The 13,851-nt window shown below is 38.4% G+C and carries 14 protein-coding genes; 5 read left to right on the forward strand and 9 right to left on the reverse strand.

Annotation, left to right across the window (positions count from 1 at the left end):
• Window positions 1–78: 78 nt before the first annotated feature.
• Window positions 79–900, reverse strand: coding sequence for a 2,3,4,5-tetrahydropyridine-2,6-dicarboxylate N-succinyltransferase (gene dapD / locus NGC85_RS05560; RefSeq protein WP_254805127.1), 822 nt, complete (start codon window positions 898–900; stop codon window positions 79–81).
• Window positions 901–1,192: 292 nt separating this feature from the next.
• On the opposite strand from dapD, the gene carO reads away from it, so the two are divergent.
• Window positions 1,193–1,948 carry an ornithine uptake porin CarO type 5 gene (gene carO, locus NGC85_RS05565; RefSeq protein WP_254805128.1) on the forward strand — a complete coding sequence of 252 codons (756 nt, stop codon included), beginning with the start codon at window positions 1,193–1,195 and terminating at the stop codon, window positions 1,946–1,948.
• Window positions 1,949–2,031: 83 nt separating this feature from the next.
• Here the strand turns inward: carO and NGC85_RS05570 are convergent, their stop codons facing one another.
• The 6 genes from NGC85_RS05570 to NGC85_RS05595 form a co-directional block, all read right to left on the reverse strand.
• Window positions 2,032–2,955 carry a CysB family HTH-type transcriptional regulator gene (locus tag NGC85_RS05570; protein WP_005062602.1) on the reverse strand — a complete coding sequence of 308 codons (924 nt, stop codon included), beginning with the start codon at window positions 2,953–2,955 and terminating at the stop codon, window positions 2,032–2,034.
• Between the two features lie 53 nt (window positions 2,956–3,008).
• Window positions 3,009–4,079 carry a sulfate/molybdate ABC transporter ATP-binding protein gene (locus tag NGC85_RS05575; protein WP_254805129.1) on the reverse strand — a complete coding sequence of 357 codons (1,071 nt, stop codon included), beginning with the start codon at window positions 4,077–4,079 and terminating at the stop codon, window positions 3,009–3,011.
• Window positions 4,080–4,090: 11 nt separating this feature from the next.
• On the reverse strand, window positions 4,091–4,975 hold the full coding sequence (cysW, locus tag NGC85_RS05580; protein ID WP_254805130.1) for a sulfate ABC transporter permease subunit CysW: 885 nt from the start codon (window positions 4,973–4,975) through the stop codon (window positions 4,091–4,093).
• The gene (cysT, locus tag NGC85_RS05585) at window positions 4,972–5,805 is read right to left on the reverse strand and encodes a sulfate ABC transporter permease subunit CysT (RefSeq protein ID WP_005062598.1); all 834 of its coding nucleotides are present in this window, start codon (window positions 5,803–5,805) and stop codon (window positions 4,972–4,974) included. The genes cysW and cysT overlap by 4 nt, the downstream gene beginning before the upstream one ends.
• A 72-nt stretch (window positions 5,806–5,877) precedes the next feature.
• Window positions 5,878–6,480, reverse strand: a complete 603-nt coding sequence (locus NGC85_RS05590) for an alpha/beta hydrolase (RefSeq protein ID WP_254805131.1) — start codon at window positions 6,478–6,480, stop codon at window positions 5,878–5,880.
• Window positions 6,481–6,511: 31 nt separating this feature from the next.
• A complete protein-coding gene (locus NGC85_RS05595; protein ID WP_254805132.1) occupies window positions 6,512–7,519 on the reverse strand; it encodes a sulfate ABC transporter substrate-binding protein in 1,008 nt (335 codons plus the stop codon).
• 428 nt (window positions 7,520–7,947) lie between these two features.
• On the opposite strand from NGC85_RS05595, the gene pabC reads away from it, so the two are divergent.
• The 4 genes from pabC (at window position 7,948) to NGC85_RS05615 (ending at window position 11,034) form a co-directional block, all read left to right on the forward strand.
• The gene (gene pabC, locus NGC85_RS05600; protein ID WP_254805554.1) at window positions 7,948–8,760 is read left to right on the forward strand and encodes an aminodeoxychorismate lyase; all 813 of its coding nucleotides are present in this window, start codon (window positions 7,948–7,950) and stop codon (window positions 8,758–8,760) included.
• Window positions 8,761–8,762: 2 nt separating this feature from the next.
• A complete protein-coding gene (mltG, locus tag NGC85_RS05605; protein WP_254805133.1) occupies window positions 8,763–9,839 on the forward strand; it encodes an endolytic transglycosylase MltG in 1,077 nt (358 codons plus the stop codon).
• On the forward strand, window positions 9,839–10,447 hold the full coding sequence (tmk, locus tag NGC85_RS05610) for a dTMP kinase (RefSeq protein ID WP_254805134.1): 609 nt from the start codon (window positions 9,839–9,841) through the stop codon (window positions 10,445–10,447). The genes mltG and tmk overlap by 1 nt, the downstream gene beginning before the upstream one ends.
• A gap of 146 nt (window positions 10,448–10,593) precedes the next feature.
• Window positions 10,594–11,034, forward strand: a complete 441-nt coding sequence (locus NGC85_RS05615) for a hypothetical protein (RefSeq protein WP_254805135.1) — start codon at window positions 10,594–10,596, stop codon at window positions 11,032–11,034.
• Between the two features lie 36 nt (window positions 11,035–11,070).
• On the opposite strand, the gene NGC85_RS05620 is transcribed toward NGC85_RS05615, so the two are convergent.
• Both NGC85_RS05620 and nadB read right to left on the reverse strand, forming a co-directional pair.
• Entirely contained in the window at window positions 11,071–11,817 is a 747-nt protein-coding gene (locus NGC85_RS05620) for an IS5 family transposase (protein ID WP_254730381.1), read from the reverse strand.
• A 111-nt stretch (window positions 11,818–11,928) separates the two neighbouring features.
• Window positions 11,929–13,566 carry an L-aspartate oxidase gene (gene nadB, locus NGC85_RS05625; protein WP_171065782.1) on the reverse strand — a complete coding sequence of 546 codons (1,638 nt, stop codon included), beginning with the start codon at window positions 13,564–13,566 and terminating at the stop codon, window positions 11,929–11,931.
• Window positions 13,567–13,851: the final 285 nt, after the last annotated feature.

Raw genomic sequence — 13,851 nt, forward strand, 5'->3', positions numbered from 1 at the left:
TACATAAAAACAAAATCTCTACGACCATGACTGATCGTAGAGACGAGGAACGGGTAGTTCCGCAATAAGTATTACAAATTAGTCTGCGCGTAATAAATCGTTCAAGCTGGTTTTAGCGCGAGTTTTCGCATCCACTTTTTTCACGATGATTGCAGCATAAAGACTGTAAGTACCACATTTTGATGGAAGGCTACCAGCAACAACCACAGAACCTGCTGGAACACGTCCGTAATGTACTTCACCAGTTTCACGATCAAAGATTTTGGTTGATTGACCAATGAAAACGCCCATTGAAATCACAGAACCTTCTTCTACGATCACACCTTCAACGATTTCAGAACGTGCGCCAATGAAGCAGTTATCTTCAATAATTGTCGGATTAGCTTGTAATGGCTCTAATACACCACCGATGCCTACACCACCTGACAAGTGAACGTTTTTACCGATTTGTGCACATGAACCTACAGTTGCCCATGTATCAACCATTGTACCTTCATCAACATAAGCACCAATGTTGACATAAGAAGGCATCAAGATCACATTTTTCGCTTGGAAACTACCACGGCGAGCAACAGCAGGTGGTACAACACGAACACCAGCAGCTTTAAACTGATCCTCAGTCCAACCTGAATATTTCGTTGCGACCTTGTCATAGAACTGTAGATCACAAGCTTCGATTGGCTTGTTGTCATTCAGTTTAAATGAAAGTAAAACTGCTTTTTTTAACCATTGATGAACAACCCATTCACCATCGATTTTTTCAGCAACACGAAGTGTACCGTTATCTAAAGCGGTTAATGCTTCTTCTACAGCTTGACGGATTTCTGTTGGGCAGTCCGTTGCGCTATAGTTTGCACGCTCTTCGAATGCTTGCTCAATGATTGTAGAAAGCTGAGACATGATCTTCCTTCTTCCAAAAAAATTTTGAAGATTTTACACTAAATTGCTTCAATAAGCTTTGAAAAAAGTCGTTACAATATTTTATTTTATTTATAAGCAATAAAAATGTAACAAAATCGGAGATTATTGTTTTTTATCTATAATTTCAAAATATACAATTACTTTAAATTTGTATCAAAAAATAACAAAAAGTAATCATTTTCTGTATAAAAAGTTGGCGATCAATCTTTTATTATGCAATCACAGAAACAATATTAAATTTTTAATAAGAGTATTTTTTGAGGAGACTTCCATGAAAGCTTTGCGCGTTATGTTGGCAGCTGGTGCATTAACAGCAATTGCAGGTACTGCTTTTGCAGCAGATGAGCAAGTTGTTAAAGAATCAGTTTATGCATTCCCATCTTACTTAGACCCAGTGTCAGTTCGTGCTGAAGTAGGTACAACAGGTTATGGTGGTGCGATTTCTTATCGTGTGAACCCATATGTAGCATTAAGCCTTGGTTATAATGGTGGTGATATTTCTTGGTCGGATGATCTAAAAATCGATGGTACCAAGTATGATATGGACATGGATAACAAAACTGCATATTTGAATGCAGAAATTTATCCATGGGGCGCTAATGAGAATGCATTTGCACGTTCATTGTATGTAGCAGCTGGTGTTGGTTACTTAGACAATGAATATAACTTAACTAAAAATGTTGGTGGCAACAGTTTGGTTAAAGTAAATGGTGAACGATTCACAACTACGGCTAATCAAAGTGCAAAAATTGATGGTACTATGAATTATGATAATAATTTTGCACCTTACGTAGGTTTTGGTCTAAACACGCCTGTATATAAAAACATCGGTTTATTTGGTGAAGTCGGTGCCTATTACACAGGTAATCCAACTGTGAGCTTGAAAACTTCTGGTGATGATCAAATCATTGGTAGCAATGGTAATACATTAGAAAGCGCAGTTGATAAAGAGCAACGTAATATTGAGAACAAAAGTCGATATGAGTGGATGCCAGTTGCTAAAGTGGGTGTAAGCTTTAGCTTCTAAACCACGAATAAAAAAACGAGCTTTAAAGCTCGTTTTTTTATGTTCGCATAATGATAAAAAATGGCTCTAATTGAGCCATTTTTTTATTCTTCAGGATAGGCAACTTTTTTAAGTTCTTTAATATTTGTTTGGGGTGAGCATAAAGAGATAAATTCGTAGCCATAACCACGAAGTAAATGTCCTTTTCGAACTGCAATCCAAGTTGTATTTACACCAAAAATCTCTGTTTTAAGTTGTTCTAGGCGATAGTCTTTGTCATTGTCATATGCGACATCATTGACAATACCAACACCCATATTCAGTTCAACATAGGTTTTAATAACATCGGCATCAAGCGCTGACATCACGATATCTGCATGTAAATGTGCATCATCGAATGCTTTGTCGATTTTTGAACGTCCTGTGAAACCACCGTGATAAGTGATCAGTGGATATTCAGCTAAAACCTCTAAGCTTAAGGTATCTAATTTGGTTAAGGGATGGTCTTTCGGTGTAATAATACTGTGATGCCATTCATAATAAGGCACGCTAGCCAAGTTTTCTTCAGTCGTTAAAGATTCCGTTGCAATACCGATATCAGCCTCGCCTTGAAGTAACATTTCAGCAATTTCAACAGGACTAGCCTGTTGTAAAACTAAATGCACTTTTGGAAATAATTTTTTAAATTGATTTACGATTGGTGGCAACACATAACGAGCTTGCGTATGTGTGGTTGCAATCGTTAATGTACCTTCATCAACTTTATTAAAATCATCGGCTAGACGTTTAATATTATCAGCATCGACCAACATCCGCTCAACAATGCTGAGTAGTGATTGCCCTGGTTCAGTCAATCCTAATAAGCGCTTGCCTTTACGCACAAACAGTTGTACGCCTAATTCATCTTCTAAGTCTTTAATGTGTTTACTCACACCTGACTGGGAGGTATATAGTGCCGCAGAAGCTTCAGTTAAATTAAAGTTTTGACGAACAGTTTCTCGAATAATTCTGAGTTGTTGAAAGTTCATAAAGTTTTTCCTCATAAGAGGATGGGGCATATTCTTACCCCATCAGTATTATTTTAAGCAACTTGCGTCGGTTGATCTGCAAATAAATGAAGTTGAGCAGCACTAATCCAAACTGTTTGATTTGGTTTGAATTGATGTAAATTTGCTTCTTCTACATTTAATAAAATTTCAATAGTACGTCCACTACGATCTTGTAATTCAGCCACGACCCGACCAGCGATCCACACTTCACGTAAGAAGGTTGCCTCAATCGTATTCGGTTGAGGTTGGGGATGAATATGTAATTCATTTGGTCGTGCAAATGCAATCACTTTACCTTGTGGTGCATCTAAACTTGTTGGTAATTGGATACGATCATCGCCGATTCGGATAATACCGCCAGTATGCTCACCTTCAAAACGATTTGCTTGACCAAGGAAATCAAAAACAAACGGAGTAGCAGGTTTTTCATACACTTCACGCGGTGAGCCGATTTGTTCGACATCACCTTTGTTCATCACAATGATCTGATCTGCAACTTCTAGCGCTTCTTCTTGGTCATGGGTGACAAAGATTGAAGTAATATGCAGCTCATCATGTAAGGTACGTAGCCAGCGGCGTAATTCTTTACGAACTTTAGCATCAAGTGCACCAAATGGTTCATCAAGTAACAAAACGCGTGGTTCAACTGCGAGTGCACGAGCCAATGCAATACGTTGACGCTGACCTCCTGAAAGCTGAGCAGGGTAGCGGTCTGCTAAGAAACCAAGTTGTACCAAATCTAGTAAACGAGTGACCCGTTTTTTGATTTCAGCTTCGGATGGACGTGTTGCACGTGGGCGAACACGTAAACCAAAGGCGATATTGTCAAAAACAGTCATGTGACGAAACAAAGCGTAGTGTTGAAATACAAACCCAACTTGACGTTCACGTACATGGATGTCAGTTGCATCTTCACCTTCGAGTAGAACCTGACCACCATCCGCAGATTCTAAGCCCGCAATAATGCGTAACAACGTTGTTTTTCCGCAACCAGAAGGACCAAGCAGAGCAACCAATTCACCTTCAGGAAAATCTAAAGAGATATTTTTGAGTGCATGGAATGCACCAAAGTGTTTTTCAATATTTTTAACTTGAATACTCATGTGTTCATTCCTTAGGGATTTGTTTTATGTTCATTTGCTTGGTCTTGGCGGACTTCAAGCCAAGTTTTCAAAATCAAAGTAATGATCGCTAAAAATGCCAGTAATGAAGACACAGCAAATGCAGCACTAAAGGTATATTCGTTATAGAGAATCTCGACATGAAGCGGTAATGTGTTGGTTTCACCGCGGATATGTCCTGAAACGACAGAGACTGCACCAAACTCTCCCATAGCACGCGCATTACACAGAATCACACCATAGATCAAACCCCATTTAATATTTGGAAGAGTCACTTTCCAGAAGGTTTGCCAGCCCGAAGCACCAAGTACAATCGCTGCTTCTTCCTCTTCGGTTCCCTGAGCTTCCATTAAAGGTATAAGTTCACGTGCAACAAATGGTACTGTAATAAAAATAGTAGCTAAAACAATGGCAGGTACGGCATATAGAATTTTAATATCATGATCCATTAACCAACCACCAATCCAACCTTGAGAGCCAAAAATTAATACAATCATCAAACCTGCAATTACAGGCGAAACTGAGAATGGCATGTCGATAATCGTGGTCAAAATGGCTTTGCCACGGAATTGGAACTTTGCAACAGCCCATGCCGCCGCAACACCAAATACAACGTTAATTGGTACGGCTATTGCGGCAGTGAGTAAGGTTAGCTTTACAGCGGATAAAGTATCTGAATCAGTCAGTGCATTGATATAAACATTCAGACCTTGTTTAAAAGCTTCAACAAAAACCAAAATCAAAGGTAAAATTAAACAACTCAGAAAGAAGATAAGTGCAACACTAATAAAAGTGTAACGGACCCAATTCGGTTCGCGGGTTGCATCTCTAGCTTGTAATTTAAGCGCTAAACTATTGCTACTGGTATTTAAGCTCATTGTGCAGTTCTCCCTGTACGACGACTTGCCCATGCTTGTACTAAGTTAATTAAAAATAGAATGGCAAAAGAGAGAACAAGCATAACCACAGCAATCGTGGTCGCACCTGCATAGTCATATTCTTCTAAACGAGAAATAATCATAAGCGGAGCGATTTCTGTTTTGTAAGGCTGGTTACCTGCAATAAAGATCACTGAACCGTATTCGCCGACACCACGAGCAAAAGCCAAAGCAAAGCCGGTCAGTAGAGCTGGAAATAAAATTGGTAAAATGATTTTGGTAATCGTCTGGTAACGATTTGCACCAAGCGCAGAAGCGGCTTCTTCCAATTCAGTTTCAATGTCACTTAGTACGGGTTGTACGGTACGAACCACGAAAGGTATACCAATAAAAATCAGAGCTAAAGTAATCCCAATCGGGGTGTAAGCTACCTCAATCCCAAGTGGAGAAAGATATTGTCCAATCCAGCCTGTTGGTGCATATAACGAGGTTAATGCAATGCCTGCAACAGCAGTAGGAAGAGCAAAAGGTAAATCTACTAAAGCATCGACAATACGTTTACCTGGGAAACTATAGCGAACTAAGCACCAAGCGAGTAATAAACCAAAAATAACATTTACCAATGCCGCTATTAATGCAGCACTAAAGCTAAGTTGTAGAGACTTTAAAATTCGCTCTGACGTTAAGATTTCCCACAAGCCATCCCAACCAATCCCTAAAGATTTGATAAACACAGCAGATAAAGGAATAAGCACAATCAAAGACACGTAAGCGAGGGTAAAACCTAATGAAAGACCAAACCCAGGCAGCACTCGGGAACGCTGCGACATGATATTTCCTCAAAGAGAAAGTTTGCTAAAGCAAGCAAATAAATAACGCGAAAACTAAAAAAAGGACGGTGATTAGGCAAATTTCAAATTAAAATTTGCCTGACTCATTCGAGAGATAGGTTGCATCTTTTTTTCAGGCAGCAAGTAGTTCAGAATCTCAGGGAAAGGACCAAATCCAGATGCGACATTGATATGACCGACAGCACCTAAATTAATGGGTGTTAGTTTCCATGCTTGAGCCAATTGCAAAGCATCGACATAACCTAACCAAGGGTCATTTTCACTAATTAATAAAGTAGTTGGTACTTCAATTTTGATCTGCTGAAAATACTGTTTATAGTCAGCCAAGCTATGACGTGCGAAGCCTGCTTCACCAAAACGTGCAGGGTTGGCGGGTGCAACCAATACTAGATTTTTAACTTTTGTCCTGAGTTCTGGGTGCTCAGCAAGCGCAGCAATACTGGTTAAGCAGCCAAAACTATGCGCCACGATTTGAATAGGTGCTGGAGCAGAAACAACAGTTTTAATAAATTGGACAATCCATTCACTGAGCACAGGACGATCCCAATGTTTCTGTTGAACGCGAGAGCTAGACACAAGTTGCTGTTGTAACCAAGACTGCCAGTGTTGCTCTTCGCTACCACCTACACCTGGAACAATTACGGTATGAATCATGTCCGCTCTCCCTATCTACTTTGTAAGTAAATTATTTCGTAGTGCTGTTGATCTTGACGATTTGGTCAAACACACCGCAATTATCAAAGTGGGTTTTTTGTACTTTAGTCCAACCGCCAAACTCTTTATCAATCGTCACAAGTTTGAGTGGTTTAAACGTTGTGCTGTATTTTTTTAAAACAGCCGCATTTCGAGGACGATAGAAGTTACGAGCAGCAATTTCTTGACCCGCAGGAGAATATAAATAGTTCAAATATCCACGTGCGATTTGTAAGTTGCCTTTCTTCTCAGCATTTTTTTCTACGACTGCAACAGGTGGTTCAGCCAAAATGGAAAGAGAAGGTGTGATAATTTCAAACTTGCCTGGTTGTTCACGTATTGCAAGAAATGCTTCATTTTCCCAAGCAAGTAATACGTCACCTATACCGCGTTCAGCAAAAGTTGTGGTTGCACCACGGGCACCTGAATCAAGAACTTTGGTTTGCTTGTAAATTTGGCGAACAAATTCTTGAGCTTTAGCGTCGTTGCCACCTTTTTGATGTTTTGCCCAAGCCCAAGCACCTAAGTAGTTCCAACGTGCGCCACCAGATGTTTTTGGATTTGGTGTAATAATTTCTACACCTGGTTTTACTAGATCGCCCCAGTCTTTGATTTGTTTAGGATTACCTTTACGTACAAGGAAAACAATTGTTGAGGTATAAGGCGTTGAGTTGTTTGGTAGCTTCTTTTGCCAATCGGCTGGAAGTAATTTTGCATTTTCAGCAATTTCATCAATATCAGCTGCAAGTGCAAGGGTCACCACATCAGCATTTAAGCCATCAATAACTGCACGAGCTTGTTTACCTGAACCACCATGTGATTGTTTAAAGTCAATGTCTTGACCAGTGCGTTGTTTCCAAAATGCACCGAACTGCTTATTAAAATCTGTATAAAGTTCACGAGTCGGGTCATAAGAGACATTTAAAAATTCTTGTGCCGCGAAAGATGAAACGGAAAGTAGTGCAGCAATAACGCCGACTTTAACTTGAGATAAACGCATGAAAACCCCTTTAATTGATCTGTTATCAGCAGATCTTCAATCATTGTTTGGAATATGTACGCAGCATAACGATAGTTTTTTTGCAAAAAAAATAATTAAAATCGAATTTGATATGAATTAAAAAGAAATATAAAAAACAGATAACTTATGCATATTTTTTGATAATAACTTTGCTTATATCTATGAAAACAAGATGTTGTGGCATAACGGTTGTAAATGTGGAGTATAAAAATGAGTTTATTTTTAGTTCGCTTGATTTTGGATGAAATCTAAATTTGTTTTATTCGTGGGATAGTTGTTTAGCGGCAAGATTAAAAAACCAATCACGACTATGGTAAATATTCTGGTCGCTGATCTGTTACCTCGAATTTCCGAAACTTAGCTTTCAAGGTATGATGATGGGGGTATTTCAGACTGAATTCTTGATCATGCAGTGTTATAAAAACGGACAATTGATTGATTCGATCCCATTATTAGATCGTGCCTTTCACTATGGTGATGGTTGTTTTACCACTGCACGGATTTTTCAAGGTGTGTTTGAACTAAAACAGCTGCACTTCGCACGTTTAAAAGTAGCTTGCCAAAGCCTGAGTCTCGATGCCGATCTTTCTCTAATTGATGAATCAGTCGAACAACTTAAACAGCAAAATCCAACTTTGAATGGTACATTTAAAGTCGTTATCAGTCGTGGTGAAGGGGATCGAGGTTATAGTCTTCCTTTACATGCGGCTGATATTTACGTGTGGTATTACCCTAGAGTGATGCATGTTTTTCAACCTGAATGGATTGAAAGTGGATTGTTAACGCATGCTTTAGGTCTCAATATGCCGCACTTAGTTGGGTTGAAAACATTGAACCGATTAGAGCAAGTATTACTTAAACAAGAAGCTGATCAGCAAGGCTGGCTAGAAGCATTGGTGAGCGATGTGCAGGGTTATATTGTAGAAGGGGTGAGCAGTAATTGTTTTATTCGTATAAATGATCGATGGATTACGCCTGAACTTCGGTATAATGGCGTTCACGGTGTGATGCGAGCGACAATTCTCTCTCGGATGCAGCAACACGATATTCAGTGCGAGCAACGTTGTATTGAATTAAATGAAATTGAACACATTCAAAGCTTATTTTTCTGTAATGCTTTGCATCCAATGAAAGCCGTCATTCGATTTAATCGGCAAGCTTTAGCCCAGCAACCATACCTTGACTTATTTAAAACTTTAAAACTTAGCCAGATTGACTAAATATGCCAAAGCCACCTAATCCAAGTAAGACTAAGAAAAAACCAAAAGCTAAACCGAAATCTATCTTTCCATTGAAAGCCTTTTTCATTGCGATCATCATTTTTGCACTGCTGATTTTGGGTGTTTTATGGTCAAGTTTATTTAAGAATTATCCTATTGATTCTAAAAAACAAATTTTAGTGATTTCTTCGGGTGACACTTATTCTGGTTTTATTGACCGTTTGGCAGAAGAAAATAAGGTGAATTTTCCGATTATTTTAAGGATTTATCAGAAATTTATGATTCATGACACCATGAAAGCAGGTGTATATGAAATTACACAAGGCATGAGTGTTCGTCAGGTTTTAGAAATGCTATCGAATGCCGACAATGCGCAGATGAATCGTATTTTAGTGATTGAAGGCACGACATTTAAGCAACTTATTAATAATTTAAAGAAAGATCCAAATGTCACTAAAACTGTCTTACACTTACCTAAAGATCAGTTATTAAAAGAACTCGAAATTCCTTATTCTCATCCAGAGGGTTTATTTGCACCTGATACGTATTTCTTCGCAAAAGGTGAAACAGATAAAAAAATCTTAACTGATTTGTATCGTCGTCAAATGAAATCATTGGATGAGGCTTGGGCAAATAAAGCACCAAATTTACCCTATAAAGATAAATATGAAGCGTTGATCATGGCTTCAATTATTGAAAAAGAAACCAGTTTGGATAGTGAACTTGAGCAAGTGTCGGGTGTGTTTGTTCGTCGTTTGAAAATAGGGATGCGTTTGCAAACTGATCCAACCGTGATCTATGGCATGGGTGAAAACTATAAAGGCAATATCACCCGTAATGATTTACGTATGCCAACGTCCTACAATACATACACCATTAATGGTTTACCACCAACCCCAATTGCTTTACCAAGTAAAAAAGCGATTGAAGCAGCCATGCATCCAGACGATGCTAAAAATATTTACTTTGTTGCTACAGGCAATGGTGGGCATAAATTTACAGCGTCTTTAGAAGACCATAATCGTGCAGTGCAAGAATATTTAACTGTGCTACGTTCAAAGAAAAAGCAGGGCGAATAATGTTTATTAGTTTTGAAGGTACGGAAGGTGTTGGTAAGACTACGCTGATTCGTAAAATTCATCAGTACTTTGAACAGCAAGGTAAAGAAGTGGTGTTGACCCGTGAACCGGGTGGAACACCGTTAGCTGAACAGATTCGCTCATTATTATTGGCGCTGAATCATGAAGAGCAAATGAGTCATGATACCGAGCTGTTATTAATTTACGCTGCCCGTGCACAGCATTTACAACAAGTGATCTTACCTGCATTAGCGGCAGGGAAAATTGTATTGAGTGATCGTTTTACTGATGCTAGCTTTGCTTATCAGTGTTCTGGACGTGGTTTGAGTCAAGAAAAGTTGCAACTTTTGAATCAGACTTTTGTGGCGAAAATGCCGAATATTACCTTTTGGTTAGATGCCCCGATTGAGTTGGGCATGACACGTGCGCGCGAGCGTGGTGCATTGGATCGTTTTGAGCAAGAGAAATTAAGTTTCTTTGCCAAAGTGCGTGCGGGTTATGAGACCTTGTGGCAAGCAGAGCCTGAGCGGATTAAGCGTTTGGATGCAACGCAGAATGCTGATGTTGTGTTTGAAGAGGCGCTGAATTATGTAAAAAATTCCATTTAAGACTATTTTAAATTGTTTTTTAAAAGATGAAGTTGTTAATTTAAGATTATGTTTTTTAAATTAACAGCTGCTTCTTTTAAATTTTTATTAAGTGGAATTTGAATGTTATAATTCTGTTTTTAAGTATTTTAAATAAGTAGAATTTTATGACAAAACAAAATTTTTTATTAATAGTTTTTTTACTATTTACAATGACAAACGCCTACTCTGAAATTGATCAAAAGGTGTTGGGTGATACAGTTAAAAAAATGAGTATGTATGAACATGAAGTTGATTTAAATGAAGATAGGCAAACATTTGGTACCTATATTGCACCAGTTAAAGTTAGTACTAAGCAAGAATTTGATTATGTAAAACAGTTGCTTAATCAAGCTGATGTTTTATCTGGATTAATAAATGTTAAATACTCTTTGTGCAATCAAATTGGTGTACAATATTCATATCTAGATTTTTTGAAACTGAATAGGAAAATTGATCAAAAAAGAACGGATATAGAAGTAAAAATAACAGAATCTCATATTAAGGGTTATAGTAGTTTATTTAAAGCACAAACAGGAAAAATGTGTAGTGATTTGAAAAGAAGGTAGGTTATATTTTGGATTACATTAGGGTGTGTTGACATTTCATAGCGGTAGCCAAATAAATATACAGGCTAAAGCAACTGAATTTTCGTAGTTCCGCTTTAGCTTGTCATAACGTGTTGCAATTCCCCTAAATTGCTTGAGTCTAGCAAAGGTATTCTCCACTAAGTGCCTGATTTTATATAAGTGCCAGTCCATATAATCATTGTTCGATCGTGTATTGGATTTCTTTGGAATATTTGCTTTAGTCGCTGTTTTTTCTATCTGCTCTCTCAATAATTCTGAGTCATATCCTTTATCTGCACAAAGCACATCGGTATCTTTTAAATCAATGCTATCGACTAATGCAGGTGCAACACTCACATCATGGGTGGTGCCATCATGAATGAGAAATTGGATTGGGTTCCCATTTGAATCCACAGCTAAATGGATTTTAGTACTGTTTCCACCGATGCTTCTTGAAATAGCTTGATCCTTGAGTCCTGTAGCATGTTGATGTGCTCGAATATGGCTAGCATCAATAAACACCCATTCTAGATCAGCATGTTTTGATAATAATTTAAATATTTTTAGTAGCTTATTATCTTTAGACCACCTGGTGAATCGTTTAAATATGGTGTTGGACTTACCAAAAGATTCAGGTAAATCTCGCCAAGGACAACCTGTTCTAATTCTATAGAGAATGGCTTCAATAAAATTTCGAAGATTATGTTTGAGGTAGATCCCCAAATTGTGGACAATAGATTTCAGCTTTAACCAGTGTTGATCATTCAGCATTGTACGAGTCATAGCGAGGAGTAAATTTGGTTTGGCGATTGAATTTTACTTTCTCGCTATTTTTTTGCACAGCAAATGTCAACAGACCCTATATTTATGTAATGCAATCCAAAAATATTCGTATCACTCATTTACCAACGGCTGCTCCACCTTAAAATTCGGTGGAGTTAAAACTGTCTTGCGAATTTCATTAGAAAGCTCAGGATAATCCAAGGTGTAATGCAAACCACGAGATTCCTTACGTTCCATTGCACAACGTACAATCATTTCCGAAACTAAAACCAAATTACGTAATTCAATCAAGTTCTTGCTGACACGATAATCTCGATAGTATTCATTGATTTCACGTTTCAGCATTTCGATACGGTGTAAAGCACGTTGGAGTCGTTTAGTCGTACGAACAATGCCGACATAGTTCCACATGGTAGAACGTAGCTCATCCCAGTTTTGTAAGATGACAACATCTTCATCCGCATCGGTGACTTGAGATTCATCCCAAGAAGGTACATCTGGAAATTCAAAGCTTGTGTTGTGTTTGCTCTGAATATCTTCTGCTGCGCTCATGCCGTAAACAAAACATTCGAGTAGGGAATTACTCGCCATACGGTTTGCGCCGTGTAAACCTGTATAAGAGGTTTCACCAATGGCATATAAACCATCTAAATCCGTTTGGCTATGCTCATCGACGACCACACCACCACAGGTATAGTGCGCAGCAGGAACAACAGGAATCATATCTTTGGTGATATCAATGCCCAGTTCAAGCAAACGTGCATAAAGTGTCGGGAAGTGTTCAGTAATAAACTCGGGTGATTTATGCGTGATGTCTAACCAGACATGACGAATACCTAGGCGCTTGATTTCATGGTCAATGGTACGTGCTACAATATCACGTGGTGCAAGTTCAGCACGCTCATCAAAACGCAACATGAAACGTTCACCGTCTGGTAGACGCAGATAAGCGCCTTCACCACGCATTGCTTCGGTAATTAAGAAAGAGCGTGCTTTCGGATGATATAAACAAGTCGGATGGAATTGATTAAATTCCATATTGGCTACACGACAACCTGCACGATAAGCCATGGCAATACCATCACCTGTTGCGATGTCAGGGTTTGAAGTGTAGAGATAAGCTTTCATTGCACCGCCGCAGGCAAGCGCAGTAAACGGAGCTAAAAAGGTGTGAACTTGTTCATGATCTTCATCAAGTGCATATAAACCAATTGCACGATTAGTCTGATCTTGATGACCAAGTTTATGTAATGTAATTAAATCGATCGCAATATAATTTTCAAAAATTGTAATATTTTCACGCTCTTTTGCTCGTTCAACCAAGGTGGTTGAAATGGCTTTTCCAGTTGCATCAGCAGAGTGAATGATACGACGTTGCGAATGACCACCTTCGCGTGTTAAATGTAATTGTTCATCATCATCTAAGGTGAACTGCACACCTTGCTTGAGTAGGAAGTCAACAGAAGGTTTGCCGCCTTCAACTGTATGTTGGACTGCATCTAATTCACAAAGATGAGCACCTGCAATCATTGTGTCACTTATGTGTTGTTGAATAGAATCAGTTTCATCTAATACCGCAGCAACACCGCCTTGCGCATAGAAAGTACTCGCTTCTGTTAAAGCTGCTTTTGCTAAAATGGCAATCTTGTAATGACTTGGTAAAGAGAGTGCAAGACTTAGACCTGCACCGCCACTGCCCACAATTATCACATCAAAATGGTGAATTGTTTTTAAATCAGGCATGTCGATCTGCTTCAGTTTCAAACGTTTGCTAATGACACCGCTTTTTTCTCAAAAAGGCAAGTGCCAATCTGCCTAGAGTTGAGTGATTTTTTAGCGAATGTTGACAATTTTAACTAAGAGTATCTTTAAGCTAGATGAAAAAACAAACGGATTACGTTTCAATACATTGTTTTAATCTGAAATTAAGCTGATTGACTTAAAAATAGTGTGAATGAATTAATGATGAATTTAAATCTCCATAATTTATTCACATTCCATGATTGTTTTTCTTTGTATACATTGAAAACATAA

It is taken from the genome of Acinetobacter sp. Z1, assembly GCF_024296945.1.
Classification (GTDB): domain Bacteria; phylum Pseudomonadota; class Gammaproteobacteria; order Pseudomonadales; family Moraxellaceae; genus Acinetobacter; species Acinetobacter beijerinckii.